Genomic DNA, 15,248 nt, shown 5'->3' with positions numbered 1-15,248 from the left:
GCCTCTCGGCGCGGCGTCAAACGTCCATCCCCCACACTTCGCGTTCCAGTTATTAAGCGCTGGCTGCGAGACCAGATTTCAATTGTCCTTGATTCTACTGATTGGAAACAATCAGTTTATCGGCCCTTATCGCGGTGGCCCGAGAGACCTCAAATTGACGCCTGGTACTTTCTCCATAAGTTATATCCTTCACATAGAAGAAACCGATTTTCATATTTTTTAGTATTGACCGTTTATTATTTGGGCGAATGAACGCCACCACTTTGTCGAGCTTTAAATGGTCGAAAGCAAATTGGACTACCGCCCTTCCAGCCTCGACCGCGATTCCTTTCCCGGAGGCGGCAAGGTGGAGACAGGTTACGAGTTCAGCGCTGTTCGGATCCTCAAGCAGAAACGGGTCACGGCACATCAATCCAGAATACCCAGCGAATGTTCTGGTTTGATCCTCATCCTTGACAAACACCATAGATAAGCCAAAGCCATATTTCTGCCAATGATCAATCAAATCATGCAACGCAGCTTTCGAATGATCTATCGTCGGAACGACTCCATCTCTGATAGCATTCACTACGAACGGATCGCTATGAAGTCCATGTAGAAGTAGCTCGTCGCTAGGCGACGTTGGCCTTAGGAGTAGGCGTGGCGTTTCTAGGATATGCATGAGATGTCCCTTTTTTAAGGCTGCACTGGCGATTGGCAACTCCACGATGTGAGACTATGATCTCCAGCGCATTCCTTGGGTTAAGTTTCTATGAATAATTGTGACAATTTCTTCGTGGCGATGCGGAATATTCGTTAAACTGAGCGGTGCGGAATTGCACGATCGACGATGTTATTTGCAGTTCGATTTAGGTTAACTCTACCAAATGATTTCAACCTTGGGAGGCAAAGGGGATGAATTGGATCATCACTTACACGCCCCGCTTTCTGGCGACGCTGGTGGCGAAATGAACACCTGCTCCGGCTATGCAGGCACCGTGGCGACTGTGGAAATGCGGCCGGATCTGTTAACCCTGAGTCTAGATGGTCGGACGTCCGTCACCTAGCGCCGGCTGACCAGCCGGAAGAACGGGTGCGCCGCGTCGGGCTGCAGAGGCAAGCACTCGTAGACGATCAGCAGCTTTGGTTTGGACAGCGCCAGCAGTTTCTCGTCTAGCAGGCTGTTGAAGATGTATCTCGCTTGGATTTGAGGATCGCCTCGTCGCCGTTGTGATAGGCGAAGGTGATCTCGATCGAGCCGCCGTCGAGCATTTCGGCGGAGCCGTCGCCAGTGACTTCGTCCATCTCGTCGCAGCCGGCCTTGTGAAGAAGACCATCGAGGACTGTAGCCGAGATCGAGGCTGGCTTGGAGGGCGCCAAAGGCGATCTCGCCGTGGTTATCAGCCCCGATGGTGATCGTGGCGGGTCCGCCGAGGTCGAGATAGCCTCGATCCCACAGGTCAGCTGCGATGATCCGCCAGCGGCCCATCAACTGGCAGCCAGCAGGCGCGGTCATGTCGGCACCGCTAGCAGCTTCGGTAGCCGCGCTAGATTGTACGCGGCGGCGCTGAAGTTGAAGGCCCATCCGACACGGTCGCGGCCACGCAACTTCGTCTTCGCCTGTCCGGCGACGGTCTTGATCCATCCGAACGCCTGCTCAATGCGCTTGCGGATACGTTGGCTGACGGCATAGCCGCCGTGCCGCGTCGTGCGCCCGTCGATCGCCGAACAGCGGCCGCTGGTGTTCTGCGCTGTCGGCGCCGAGCGTGATCGCAGCCGGCCGATCCGCACGAGGCTCGATCATATGGAGTGCCGCCACCCGCTCGGCATGCCCGTCGGCAAGCGTCAGGCAGGCGTCGGCCAGAAGGCCACGGCGGTTCTCCATCAGCCCATGCCCCATGAAGCACAGCTTCGCCTCCTTGCCCCGCCCCTTGCGGTAGAGCCTGGCGTCGGGATCGGTGGTCGAGGCATGCGTCTCGTTCGATCGCCTCTCGCCGTGGAAGTCCGCTTCCGCATTGCGTCCGCCGCCATCCTGCCGGCGGTTCGCCATGACCACCGCTTGGGCCGTCCTTCGGCTTGACGCTCTTCATCGACGCCCACACCTCGATCAGTGTGCCGTCGACCGAGAAGTGGTCCGTGGACAGAAGCTTCTTCACCTTCGGCTGCGCCAGCACGGCAGCCAGGAAGTTCGCCGCGATGTCGCCCTCCAGCAGCCGGTCGCGGTTCTTCGAGAATACCGGATGGTCTCAAGCAGCAGCATCGACGCCGATGCCGACGAACCAGCGGAACAGAAGATCGTATTCCAGCCGCTCCATCAAAAGCCGTCCCGAGCGGATCGAATAGAACGCCTGCAACAGCATCGTCCGCAGCAGCTTCTCCGGTGGGATCGACGGCCGCCCGATCGGCGAGTACAGCGCCGCGAACTCCCGCTCCAATGCCGAAAGCGCCTCGTTCACAATCGCCCGAATCGTCCGCAACGGATGATCGCGCCGCACCCGCACCTCAAGGTCTACGTAGCTGAACAACTCGCCCGTCTGTTCGTCTCCGCCCCGCACGATTCACTCCCACCTCTTCGTGGTCAGAGTGAATCACGAAACCTGGGACCGTCGCGAGCCCCCTTTTTCAACAGCCTGCTAGGCGCCGCTCGCCGTGCGCCTCGGCGAGACCAGCGTCGTCGCCGTCGAGAACTGCGCTGTCTATCCAGCCAGGATCGCCTCTCGCGCGCAGGCGCCAGGACGGAAGCCTCAATGCTTTGCGAACGCGATGAGCTTGTCGTTGAACTCAACCGACCGGCTCGCCGCGTCGTGGCGCAGACGAGCCCGCGCGGGTTGTCCATCAGAACTTCTTCCGGCACGCCGCCAAGTCGAGAACGCGCTCTCGATCCCGGCGAACCAGTGCTCCTGCTTCTCGGCACGGAACGCACGCACATGCAGCCGTCGCGAATTCCCGAGGGTCGCCACGACACGAATGACTTGATCTTTGCGCCGCCGAACTCGACCAGACGCTCGCCGAACTCGATCTGCGGCTGTCGCCCGGCGGCGTCTCGAACCGCGTTGTTGCCAGCGCCTCGGCGTTACTCTCCGCCTGACAAATTGACGGAGCGGCCCCGCTGAACGCCTCTTTGCACCGTAAATGCATCTCAAAATTCGCCTGAATTTCCGTTTTTGGTCCCAACGAATTCGCCGGATGGAGGAGGACTGTGTTAACAACACTTCAGATTTTATCTCTACTTCAGGGACGACAACGGAATTGGTGAATTGGCCTTCACTGGCTTCGTCACGACAAGGCTGTAGTATTGGTTGATACCCAAGCCTGCCTGCAGCAATCCCTCCATGAAATCCTGATACGCAGCCATGGACGGCGATGAAACGCGCATCAGATAGTCGATCCGCCCTCCGATAGCCCAGCAGTCCAGGATTTCCGGAAGCTGTTGGATCGCAGCCTCGAAGTTCCGCTGGTCCTCGAGACGATGGCGATCGAGAACCACCTCAACCATTATAGCGATAATGCCCCCCATGAGGGCTGGACTTAGCCGCGCATAGAATCCCTCAATGATGCCTGCGGCTTGCAGCACGCGGAGCCGCTCCGAACAGGCCGACGCCGAAAGGTGAACACGTTTTGCGAGCTCGCTTTTCGAAATCCGGCCATCTGACTGGACCTCTGAGAGGATCCGGACATCCCAGGCGTCTAGTCGCACAGGATCGGGTTTCGGCTTCATGACCTTTTGCTCTCAAGTGGTAGTCGTAGCGCAATTAGCGCCAACAGTTCCATCATCAATCGAAGCGAACGAATATAACGGGCGTCATTCGTCCTCGGCTTGGAAGCTTCACTGCGAGGTTGTATAAATCAGGGGAATTGAGAACGATTCCAAACAGAATGCTGCAGAACAGAGATCCACTGTCGGCCGCGGGCCTCCTCGTAGATGAATGGCGCATCTTTTTGGTGCTTCGGTGCTTGACCCGATTGGCACTCCTCGACAGCACCCCGAGCCTGGATCGAAATGATGGCAGGTCGATCCAGTCTTTACACTTGGCGTTTGGAATCGAGAGCGACTTGAAAGCCTTTCTGTCCGGCTCGACGTGGAGCTGAACCACAGTGGCCGCCTCGTGTTACCGAACGGCCCAAAATTCGAGGCGGGAGTCTGGGCGGGTCGCGCAGCCCGGAACTCAAACGCCGATGCTACGGGCGATGCTGTCGGCGGCCATGCGCTTACGCCATTCCAGGGGCCCGTCACTATGAAGGGAGTTTCCCTCAACATCGACAGCCATGATGACGGGCATGTCCTCCACTTCGAATTCATAGATGGCTTCCATGCCCAGATCCTCGAAGGCAATCAGCCGCGCCGCTTTGATCGATTTTGAAATCAGGTACGCAGCGCCACCCACTGCGATGAGATAGGGCGTTCTGTGTCTGGCAATCGACTCGATGGCCACTGGGCCCCTCTCCGCTTTGCCGACCATCGCATATAGCCCGGTCTCGGCGAGCATCTTTTCAGTAAAACCGTCCATGCGGCTGGAGGTTGTCGGGCCGGCCGGCCCGACGACCTCATTCCTCACCGCACGGACTGGTCCGACGTAGTAGATCACGCGTCCGCGCAGATCGACCGGGAGCGGCTTGCCGGCATCGATCAGATCGACCATTCGCTGGTGGGCGGCGTCACGGCCGGTCAGCATCTTTCCGGACAAAAGAAGGGTTTCCCCGCAGCGCCACGATGCCGTCTCTTCCTTCGTGAGCGCATCGAGATTGACCCGGCGGACGCCGGCTGTGTGCAAGTCCTCATGACCGATCTGGGGCCATTCGGAAAGGTCAGGCGGCTCAAGCCTGATGGGTCCAGAGCCGTCCAAGGTGAACTTCAGGTGCCGGTTAGCCGCGCATTGCGGAATTAGGGCGACGGGCTTGGACGCGGCATGTGTGGGATAGGTAGCAACCTTGACGTCAACGACGGTGGTCCAGCCGCCTAGGCCCTGAGCCCCGATGCCTAGCGCGTTAATTCGCTCATAAAGCTCGATCCGCAGCGCCTCCTCCGCGCTTGAGGGGCCTCTGGCGATCAGATCCGCCATGTCGATCGGGTCGTTCATGGCTTCTTTGGCAAGCAGCATCGCCTTTTCAGCGCTGCCACCGATGCCGACCGAGATCAGCCCGGGCGGGCACCATCCGCTGCCCAGCGTCGAAACGGTGTCGACCACCCAGCCGGCAACGGAAGCACTGGGGTTCAGGGTGGTGAAACGCGCCTTGTTTTCGGACCCGCCGCCTTTTGCTGCGATAGTGATCTCAATGTGGTTGCCGGCCACGAGGTCGACGTGGACGACTGCCGGTGTGTTGTCTCGCGTGTTCGCTCGCCCGGCAAGCGGGTCCGAGACGATCGATGGTCGAAGGGGATTGTCGGGGTCGAGGTATGCTTGGCGGACGCCCTCATTCACGAGGTCAGCGAAACTGACCGCTGACTGGATGTGGACGCCCATGCCGACCTTGGCGAAGACAACTACGAGACCGGTGTCCTGGCAGATCGGACGCCGTCCGAAGGCCGCCATGCGAGAGTTCAGTAAAATCTGGCCGATGGCGTTCTTCGCCGCCGGGCTTAGTTCGCGAGCGTATGCCCGCGAAAGGGACCGGATATAGTCGGGGGGATGGTAATACGAGATGTACTGAAGGGCGTCTGCGACGCTCTTTGTGATATCCTCCCCAGCAATGGTCGATCTTGTCCTATTCACGAAAACTCATCCGCATGCGCCGAACCCGTTGACCAGTTTCAGGCTTTGGAAGCTCCGTACCCCCTGCTCGCCCCCTTCATATCCATACCCGCTCTGTTTGACGCCTCCATACGGCGCATCGGCGGAAACGCCTTTAAGGTAATTTACACTAAGCGCACCGGCCGACAGACCGCCGATCAACGTCCTTTTGGCTTCCTCGGCACCAGTGAAGAAGTAGGCGGCCAAGCCATAGTCAGTGGCGTTGGCTTGATCGATCGCGTCCTCGATCGTGTCGAACGGCGCCACGGTGAGGATCGGTCCGAACGGCTCGTCATGAAGCACTCTCGCATCCTTCGGCACGCCTGTCAGGATCGTTGGCGGCCAGTAAAAACCCGGCTGGCCAAGGCGGGCGCCGCCGGTTTCGATGTTTGCGCCGCGATCGACCGCATCCCTTACCAGGCGCTGCATGGCCTCAATTCGCCGAGCATTCGCCATTGGTCCCATCTTTGTCGCAGGATCGTCCGGTGGACCGATCCTGATCGTGCGGGCGACCTCGGTCATCCGGGCTAGAAACTCCTCGTAGAGCGGTCGCGCGACGAGGATCCTGCTGGGCGCATTGCAACTCTGGCCAGCGCACTCGAACTTGTATTCCGAAATTGCCGGTATAGCTTTTGCCAGGTCGGCATCCTCGCATACAATGACCGGGGAGTGCCCACCGAGTTCAAGAACGCACCGCTGCAAGTTATTGGCGGCGAGCTTGGCGAGCTGTTTTCCAACCTCGGTAGAGCCCGTGAATGTCAACACCTTCACGATTAGCGAGCTGAGGAGATGGCGAGATATCTGCACCGGCACGCCAAAGACGAGATTGACCACGCCGTCCGGAAGACCCGCTTCTTGCAAGGCTTCGACGAAATGGACAGCCGCGCTTGGTGTCTCTTCAGCCCCCTTGAGGATCACCGGGCAGCCTGCCGCCAAAGCGGGAGCGAGCTTGCGGGCGATGAGAACGGCGGGATAGTTCCATGGCGTAAAGGCGGCAACGACGCCAAGCGCCTCGGGAACGATCATCCGGCTCGGTCCCATCGCAATCGGGGCCGACAGCTCTTCGGCGTGAGTGCCGTTCCACTCCAGTGTTTCGACAGCGCGGGCGTATTCACCGGCCGCTTCGGCAATTGTTTTTCCCTGTTCCGCCGACAGATTCTTGGCTGCCGCTTCAACCTTTGCTGCCAGATTTCTGGCGGCTGTTACGAGAATTTCGCCACGATCTTTTGCAGGCCGTGATGACCAGGCCTTGCGGCTGCGCTCTGCCGAAGCGAGGGCCTCGTCCAGGTCCGATATCGTCGCCGAAGCCACCGAGGCAAATACCATCTCCGTTGCCGGATTGATGACCGGCAGAGTGGCTCCGCTACCACCGGCTCGCCATCTGCCATTGATGAAAAGCTGATAGCTCGTTGCGTTCGGCATCCAATGCTCCATCCTGCCACTGCGAGACCAGCCGATCCCTCCGGCCATCGGTCACTTCCCTGCAGTCTCATCGCGATGGTCACGCTAGGTCAAATATGGAATGTCGCCCAAAACCATCTCGAATCCAGATTGATGCCCGACTGGGCCCCGCCGTGGAAGCCTGACAGGACTCGGTTTGACGGATTTGCCTAAGCCCGGTCTGGAGCCGTGGCAGGCCACTGCCCGGTCTCGATTAATGTCCTGGTGACATTGGGTATCAGCTTGCGGACAGCAGAGACAGCGGGAGATTGCTCATCTTTGGGGTTGACGGCAAGCACAACGGAGCGGGTAATCACTGGATCAATGATTTTAACCGTTCGGACCTGTCCCTGAGAGGCTTCCCTTTGAATGGCCGACGGGGCAAGGATAGAATGCGCTTTTCCCTTCATGACCATGTTAATGATCGTGGAAAGGGAGTCGACTTCGAATCTGACGTCAAGCACACAACCGTGCTGCGCAACCACATCAGCCACCGAACGCCTGACATTGTTGTTGCGCATGGGAACCGCTAGTGGGAACGCATGCAGATCGGCGAGCGATATCTCGTCTTCGAAAGGCGGTTGACCCGGCGGCACCACCAGGTAAAATTCTTCGCGTGCCAGCACCGTCATCCGCCCCGCGCTCTCCGCAGTGCGGTAAAGGACAGCCAGATTGAACCGGCCCGCAGCCATCCATTCTTCCAGCGGTCCGGTCATGCCCTCGATCATCTTGAGGGAGATCCTTGGCAGCTCGTCTCTTACCGATTCAAGCAGCGGACCGCTAAGGACACGCGCGGCCCCGGACGGAATGCCGATGGTCACCTCTCCGGAAGGAGAAGCCACCGTGTTGGTCAGTTCTATCTCGGTGAGTCGAATCTCTCTCAGAATCGTGCGCGCCCGCTCAAGCAGTTTGGATCCAGAGGCGGTCACACTGATGCCGGTCCTGTCGCGTACTAGCAGCTTAGTGCCGAAGCCTTCCTCCAGTTGACGCACATGGAGGCTAAGGGCACTCTGAGCGACATGCAGGACCGAAGCAGCCTTCGTGAAACTGCCGGCTTCCACTATGCCGACAAAGTATTTTAATTGCCTGACATCCACGACTTAAACCCACCTGAGGGGCAACTCTTCCCAGTCCCTCGCGTTTATCTCGAAACGAGATGGGCCGCAAGTAATACTTCCTGCAGACACCAGGAAAGGTTCCCGGCCGGACCATTGACCGCAGGTAAGTCAGTTGTTACCGGCGAGGGTCAGGATTTCGTGGGCGCGCCGCACCACAGGCGGATCAACCATCCGACCATCCAACGAGAATGCAGACACTCCGCGGGCGGCGGCATCGTTCTCCGCTGCAACAACAGCGCGGGCCCACTCGACTTCCTGTGCACTTGGAGAGAAAGCCTCGTTGAAAATGCCCACCTGTGTCGGATGGATCGCCAAGGCTCCGGCGAAGCCAAGCCGTCGCGCATGCGCCGCGGCTTCACGAAGTTTATGAGTGTCCGAAAACTCGCCAATACTTCCTATGAAGCCCAGTGGGAGCAAGCCGGCCGCACGGGCAGCAAAAAGAACTGCAAGGTTTGGCGTCAACAGAAGGTCGAATTCCGGGGCGCCGCCAACAGCGGCACTGAAGTCTTCCGGACCAAGCGCCATTGCGATCATCCTTGGATGCGCGGTCGCTATGGCCGGCAGCCTTTGCAAGGCGCGCGGGGTCTCGATCTGGGCAAGGAACCGGATGCGTCCCAGTGGAAGATTTCTTTCTCGTTCAAGTTCTGAAACCGCATTCGCGATCTCTGATACCCACTCTGCCGAATCCGTCTTTGGAAGAACCAGTGCGTCAACGCCTGCGATCACGGCTGCATCGAGATCAGCCGTCAAGGCGCGCAAACCACGATTCACGCGGACCAAAACACACGCGCCCTTGCGGGCTACCTTTGCCACGGATTCAGGAAGCTGCCGCCGCGCCTCGCCCTTCTGATCCTGGGGGACGGAGTCCTCAAGGTCGAGAATGACGCCATCTGCACCGCGCTCATGGGCCGCCTCGACAAAACGCGGAACGTGAGCGGGAACGAAGAGCAGAGATCTCCAGCGGGGCATAGACATCGCGCTTTCAACGGCCGGAACGGTGTCCTTGATCATGGAGTCGCCTCTGCGGCCGATTTTAGCGAGGGCGGTGGCAGTGAGCTTGCCGGGCGGCCTATACGCTCGGATAGGCAGAAGCATGCACGCTCTGTAAATCGCGAGCACGCCCACCTTACCGACAAGATGCCCGCTCACGCTGACGCGGCTCTTTCGCGCAAACGCCCCAGAACCTCTTCGCGGACAGCTTCGGTGTGGGCGCCAAGAGCCGGAACTGGGCGTAACCAGGGGCGCTCGGAGTTGAAGATCGCAGCCGGGGCTATCGTGTCTACAACTCCCTCAGGTGTGCCAACCTCGACCCTGCGAACGTGTGGATGTTTTGAAACATCCGCTACTTCGTTCAGTCGGCCATATGCCAAACCGGCTGCCTCAAGCTCCTGCATTGCTTCGTAGCAGGATAGTTCCGAAACACGACGTTCAATGATCTCATCAAGTTGCGCCCGGTGACCGAGGCGCTCCATGTTGTCGGCAAAACCAGGTGCGCGTGTGAGCTCCGGCTGCTTCAGGAATTTCTCGCAGAAGTTTACCCATTCGCGGTCATTCTGAACCGAAAAAATGACCTCTTTGCCATCGGCACAACGATAGGCGCCATATGGCGCCAGCGACGGGTGTTTCACGCCCGCACGTTCTGTGTGGTAGCTGCTATAGTCGTGTTGCAAAACCGGTACGTTCATCCAGTCGGCCACGGCATCGAAGAGTGACACCTGAATGCTGGCGCCTTCGCCGGTGACCTCGCGGTGATAGAGGGCCTGAAGAATGGCACTGTGTGCCGTCATGCCTGCCGAGATGTCGCAAACCGAGACCCCTACACGCGCGGGCCCTTGTTGGTTGCCGGTGATCGCGCAAAGACCTGTTTCGGCCTGGACGATGAGATCATAAGCCTTCAAATGGGAATACGGCCCTGTCTCCCCGAAACCCGAGATGTCGCAGGTGATCAGCCGCGGAAAGCGTCGACGCAGATCTGCAGATTCGAAACCCAGTTTTTCGACGCTGCCGGGTTTCAGGTTCTGGATGAAGACGTCAGCAACGGCAATAAGGGATTCAAGGACGACCCGGTCCGCATCCGACCTCAAGTCCAGGCACACTGACTCCTTACCCCGATTAAGCCAGACAAAATAGGCGCTTTGCCCACGCACCAACTTGTCGTAGTTTCGGGCAAAGTCCCCTTCCGGCCGTTCGATCTTGATGACACGTGCGCCGGCGTCCGCAAGGCGGGACGATGCATAAGGCGCGGCCACGGCCTGCTCCACGGCTACGACGGTGATCCCCTCAAGAGAGTTCTGCATGCGACATCGTGCTTTTCATCCAACATTTTCGTTTTGAGTCCGACGACGGTTCAGCATAGCGAGCAATCGGTTCTGTTCGTTCCCGACGACGGAGAATCCCTCATCGACTCCCATTCCGGGCTTTGCGAGCATCATGTCCGCCTGGGTTGCCACCGATATGTGGACCGAAGCCCGGGTGGAGAGATCAGTCTCAGTGCAGCTTCCCCCGACATACGCTCCCACCTTGTGCTCTTTGCACAGAAGAACGGCACGCGCCGTGTCGGCAATTGAGCCCACATCCGGGGTCTTGATTTGAACGAGATGCGTGGCCTTCGCTTCGGCAAAAAGCCGAATGTCCTCAAGCGTATTGCACCTCTCGTCTACGACAATGCGAGCGCTGGAACCCCGGTCATTCAGGATCGATACAATTCGAGCGTAGTTATCAATTTGGGCCTGCGTGGAACCAAAGTCCGCCGGGCACTCGATGTTGAGCGTGAAATCCGGAACCGTATCTGCAACCTTGCAGATAAAGTCGGCGATGGTTTGCGGCTCCAGACCGATTTCCTGACCGATCCAGCCATACACATCGAAATGCAGAACCGGATGATAGCCGGGGCGGCCGATTGCGCGAGTACGCGTTGCAACCCACCTCACGAACTCCATGAAGGTCCGCCCACCCACGCCGAATTTCTGCCGCGAGTTGATCAGTCCGTGGGGAAGCACGTCCACGGCCTTCAGGATCATCTTGTCAACGTTGATTTCCCGAGCATCACCGGTCTGGCAGTAGATCGGGACCCTACGCGTTGGCAGGGGCAGGTCAAACTCACTGCATACGATCTCCGCCATCGTCCTACGCTGAAGGTGGGCTGCTGCGCGTAGGAGCGCCTGGCTCACCCCGTACTCAATCGCGAGAGGTAACCGCTTGTGTCCGATGGGCTCGAAAACCTGGGCGCAGGCATCAAGGTAGCGAGACAGATCGGCATTGACAAGCCGAGGCACCACAACCCGCGACGTCAAACTGGATATTTGAGCAGTTTCGAACAACGCATCGCGTCCACCGGCACCAGAATACTGAACGCTCATCATATCGCCCCAAACGACGGTTTCGTCGACAAGGACAAGCCCGATACTTAGCGAAGTTGCCGGAACGCGAATGGATTGGAAGCCGGGCGTGACGGGTTCGCCCAAATAGACAAAACCGTCCTGCGAGGCACCGGCTCTTATGGCTGCCTGATCGTCGTAGAAAAACGCGCCGTTTCCTGGCGCGAGGAGCACGTCTTTGATCTGCACTTCAGTTCGCTCGTTCTGTCGGACGGTGTTGACGGGCGGATGCAATTCGATCCGCTGCCTGCCGAGTATGTGCCACTTGCCCTTGGGTCCGCCAATATAATGTTCCGGACAGTGCCATCGCGTTTTGAGATGGCTGGTTGCTTATTAGGACGGCCGTTGCCTCTTTTGTTTCTTTGCAATACGATGCGCGATGTTTTCTCCGGTCCTGATCCTGGCGATCCTTTCATCATAGTCCAGCCGAAACCGTCGCTATGTGGGGGAACTTGCCCAGCCGATGGGGTGCGATCGATCTGGATGCGGAAGTCTTGCGCGCCCCGGAAGGGACGGCTTCACTCCTCGAGGAAATGGGTCACGTCCTGGTGGAAGTCAGACCGCCATACAAGTCAAGTGACTATACTCGAATCACGCTTGCAGCGTCTGGCATGTTCACAAGTAGACTAGAATACAATGCGGGCAATGACATGCAATTGACTCTGCTACTTTGGAGTCGGTCAATTCGAAGCACTACGAATATGGCCGGCTGAGCAAATGGACCCTCGAGCTCCATGAGGCCTTGCGGAAATATGGGCTTTCAGGTGGTGAGGCATCCAAGGATTCGATATTCTGCTAACTCACACAATGCCTCATGTCGCCGCGCCGCATCGCGACAGTTGTTGCACGGACAACGCGACACTCTCCGTAGAAGAATTCAAGGGAGCGGATGCCCCACTTAGTCAGTGTATTGAAGTCTTCAACGTTACCGGACTGCCTGATGCGTTGATTTGCGACCATCAGCTCGTCGTAGCGAGCGGATGGTGTGGGGATGGTGTCGGTGGATACGATTGCCCGGGTTCGGCGCGCGTTTCATGTGCAGGGGTGGAGCGGACTTGCCGCGAACTGCACCTGTCGCGGAACACGGTCCGCAAGATACTTCGATCGGATGAAACCTCGTTCACCTAAGAACGCGAGCGGGAGCCCCAACCTAAGATCGGTCCGTGGCAGGATCAGCTCGACGCGTTTCTGAACGGCAACCGTAGCCAAGCCGCCCGCGAGCAACTGACGCTGATCCGGATCTACGAGGAGCTTTTTGGCCTCGGCTAAGAGGGCGGCTATGACGCCGTTCGACGCTACGCGAGGAAATGGGCGACGGGGCAAGGATCGGCGACGGCGGAAGCCTAATGTGGCGGAGGATGCCAGATTTGGCAGACCCCGGCTGGCGCCAGGCCGGCTCCGCCACAAAATCTCACCCGATGCATAAATGCCGATCCCGGCCCAACGTCTCCTGAACCTGCAGAGCGAGGCCTTGCATCCCGCGACGTATACCGGTCCGGCCGACCGCCAACCAGATCCGCACCTAGGTCGGAACCGGGATCGTGAAACGCCCAGCGCCTTCCATCGCCGCCGCCAGAGTCGGCGGCGTGGTCAGTGGAATCCGCAACTGCACCTTGCCGGCGATCTCCAGCTCGATCACGGCTGGCGGCGCCGCCGGCACCGAAGGGGCGACAGGCTCAGCGGGAACCACGACCCTTCGGCAAAGCCCGTCTCGCGGGCTCTCACCGTGCCCCGCCACTTATAGATCAGGCTCGTCGCGACATCGTACTGACGCGCTACCGTCACCACTGTGGCCCCGGGCGCGAATGCCGCGGCCAGTATCCGGCACTGATCCTCTTCACTCCAACGACGCCGCCTCTCAGGCCCGGTCAATAACGTCACATGGCTCATGCCGTGCTGCTAACTACGCTCGTGAGGACGACCTTATGAGCGCAGACTCGCTGTCGTGCCATGGTTGCGCAAGGCGGCCATCGCCGGAGGCGTACGTTCTGCCGACGCAGACCGCGAGTATCAGCGCCGCCGCCAAAAGCACGAGCAACCTCGCCGACCGCTGTGAGCCGCGACCGCTCGGCTGATCATCGACTATGCGTCATGCCGTTGAAACAGGTTGAGCTTCAGCGCGCGCTTTGTCCTGGTGCGGTGCGCCTTGCGATCAGTCTACATATCTTGACTTCTCGCGCATGTTTTTTGGGACAGCCGGTCCAGCCGACGCCCGCTGAGATTTGCCCGGCCGTTCCGAAGAAGCGGCTTCGAAGGCGCAGTAATCATCACTAGGCGTGACGTACCTGTCGCAGCGCCCTTGTCACCATCGAGCAGCAGTAGTAGTTCCACCAAGCTAGCGGCACCCATCTAAGAGCGCGATGGCACCCCTCGGAACATTGTGTTGGTGAATTGAAGCAGCTCGGCGCATACTCATAGAACGGAGAAAAGCAAACCCGGCGCCTGGTCGCCCGAACACTCGCAATAGGATGAACAATGAGCGAAGCACCCCATCTTACGTTTGATCTCGACACGCCTGGCGTAAGCACGGGGCACCTTGTTGTCCCCAAAGGCGCGGACTGCGAAGCTCTTTCGCTCCCCGTCTTCAGTTGCAATAAAGGGGAGGGACCGAGCTTACTCATCACTGGCGGAAACCATGGCAATGAACTGCAGGGGCCGATTGTTGCTCGGCGGCTTGTTGAATGGCTTCCCGAAGCGCAGAAGTGCGGAAGGATTATCATTGTACCTGAGATCAATCCACTTGCCGTGCAAGCTTGCACCCGCAATACGCCAATTGATCAAAAGAATCTCAACCGAGTGTTTCCGGGTCGACCGGATGGCTCGGTAAGCGAGCGGATCGCAGACGCGATTTCGAGTCTATTGTTGCCTATGGTGGACAACATACTTGATCTGCACAGTTTCGGACCGAAATGGGATTGTGCACCGTCGATCATCACACACCCTATTGCTGATGTCGATTTAATGACGAAGACGCTCCGCATTTCAGAAGCGTTCAAATTGCCAGTGACGTTGCTCTGGGAGCACGACGACACGGCTGGAATGTTCGATACTTGGGTACATAGCCAAGGCAAGATATTCATTTGCACTGAATTCGGCGGCGGCGACACGCACGCCGAAGCTCTCACGATTTACGAAGCCGGCGTGCGAAATGGCCTCATTGCACTAGGGCTGGTCGAGGGCAAAGCCGAGTATCCAACGTTCCGTCAGCAGACGTCCGGCCAAACACTCGAAACAAATCCCTCCGACCAGTTGAAATCTCCTGCGCCGGGCATGTTCGAACCGCGCTGCTCGGTGGTGGATGAAGTGAGGCATGGAGATCTCATAGGCATCCTGCATCCGATGGATTCACTGTCCGCTGATCCCATCTATATTCGCGCGCCAACCACGTCCATCGTCTACGCCATCCGATCAGCAGGGTATGTCCAAGGCCACGAAGAAGTAGCGGTTCTCGCGCGACCGTTAGAACACTGAGGGTCAGATGTTCGTCGACCGCACGGGAGATCAAGGGGAAAACCGATGAGGTTGATCTGATCCCCAGAAACTGGACCGTTCAGAATTGGAGTTTTCCGCTGTAGTTTCCCGGCTGGGAGAGGAGCGGAAGCGAT

11 protein-coding genes and 2 pseudogenes are annotated in these 15,248 nt (G+C 58.6%); 1 reads left to right on the top strand and 12 read right to left on the bottom strand.

Annotated elements, in window-relative coordinates; all coding sequences use genetic code 11:
* Positions 1–94 precede the first annotated feature (94 nt).
* From NKI35_RS28455 to NKI35_RS28395, 12 genes and pseudogenes are all read right to left on the bottom strand, one after another.
* Positions 95–661, bottom strand: coding sequence for a GNAT family N-acetyltransferase (locus NKI35_RS28455; RefSeq protein WP_352742087.1), 567 nt, complete (start codon positions 659–661; stop codon positions 95–97).
* Between the two features lie 384 nt (positions 662–1,045).
* Positions 1,046–1,156 (bottom strand): annotated as a pseudogene (locus tag NKI35_RS31405) (ATP-binding protein); the annotation flags it as partial.
* A gap of 335 nt (positions 1,157–1,491) precedes the next feature.
* Positions 1,492–2,534: pseudogene (locus NKI35_RS28445) on the bottom strand (IS5 family transposase).
* A 671-nt stretch (positions 2,535–3,205) separates the two neighbouring features.
* Entirely contained in the window at positions 3,206–3,697 is a 492-nt protein-coding gene (locus tag NKI35_RS28440) for an Lrp/AsnC family transcriptional regulator (RefSeq protein ID WP_352742084.1), read from the bottom strand.
* Between the two features lie 448 nt (positions 3,698–4,145).
* The gene (locus NKI35_RS28435; RefSeq protein WP_352742082.1) at positions 4,146–5,690 is read right to left on the bottom strand and encodes a fumarate hydratase; all 1,545 of its coding nucleotides are present in this window, start codon (positions 5,688–5,690) and stop codon (positions 4,146–4,148) included.
* A 6-nt stretch (positions 5,691–5,696) separates the two neighbouring features.
* Positions 5,697–7,130, bottom strand: coding sequence for an aldehyde dehydrogenase family protein (locus NKI35_RS28430; RefSeq protein WP_352742081.1), 1,434 nt, complete (start codon positions 7,128–7,130; stop codon positions 5,697–5,699).
* A 188-nt stretch (positions 7,131–7,318) separates the two neighbouring features.
* On the bottom strand, positions 7,319–8,245 hold the full coding sequence (locus NKI35_RS28425; RefSeq protein ID WP_352742079.1) for a LysR family transcriptional regulator: 927 nt from the start codon (positions 8,243–8,245) through the stop codon (positions 7,319–7,321).
* 129 nt (positions 8,246–8,374) lie between these two features.
* Positions 8,375–9,277 carry an HpcH/HpaI aldolase/citrate lyase family protein gene (locus tag NKI35_RS28420; RefSeq protein ID WP_352742077.1) on the bottom strand — a complete coding sequence of 301 codons (903 nt, stop codon included), beginning with the start codon at positions 9,275–9,277 and terminating at the stop codon, positions 8,375–8,377.
* A 134-nt stretch (positions 9,278–9,411) separates the two neighbouring features.
* Positions 9,412–10,563, bottom strand: a complete 1,152-nt coding sequence (locus NKI35_RS28415) for a CaiB/BaiF CoA transferase family protein (protein ID WP_352742075.1) — start codon at positions 10,561–10,563, stop codon at positions 9,412–9,414.
* A 15-nt stretch (positions 10,564–10,578) separates the two neighbouring features.
* Positions 10,579–11,832, bottom strand: a complete 1,254-nt coding sequence (locus NKI35_RS28410) for a methylaspartate ammonia-lyase (protein WP_352742073.1) — start codon at positions 11,830–11,832, stop codon at positions 10,579–10,581.
* A 1,333-nt stretch (positions 11,833–13,165) separates the two neighbouring features.
* A complete protein-coding gene (locus NKI35_RS28400) occupies positions 13,166–13,333 on the bottom strand; it encodes a hypothetical protein (protein WP_352742116.1) in 168 nt (55 codons plus the stop codon).
* Complete coding sequence (locus tag NKI35_RS28395) at positions 13,279–13,533, bottom strand: transposase (protein ID WP_352742071.1); 255 nt, start codon at positions 13,531–13,533, stop codon at positions 13,279–13,281. Before NKI35_RS28395 ends, NKI35_RS28400 begins: the two co-directional genes overlap by 55 nt.
* A gap of 585 nt (positions 13,534–14,118) precedes the next feature.
* On the opposite strand from NKI35_RS28395, the gene NKI35_RS28390 reads away from it, so the two are divergent.
* Positions 14,119–15,114 (top strand): succinylglutamate desuccinylase/aspartoacylase family protein, encoded by a 996-nt coding sequence (locus tag NKI35_RS28390; RefSeq protein ID WP_352742069.1) that lies wholly within the window; start codon positions 14,119–14,121, stop codon positions 15,112–15,114.
* The last annotated feature ends 134 nt before the right edge of the window (positions 15,115–15,248 follow it).

The sequence above is a fragment of the Mesorhizobium sp. M0676 genome (assembly GCF_040320535.1).
Taxonomy (GTDB): Bacteria; Pseudomonadota; Alphaproteobacteria; order Rhizobiales; family Rhizobiaceae; genus Mesorhizobium.
The sequence above is the reverse complement of the archived record's forward strand: the minus strand, read 5'-3'. Positions and strand labels throughout refer to the sequence as shown.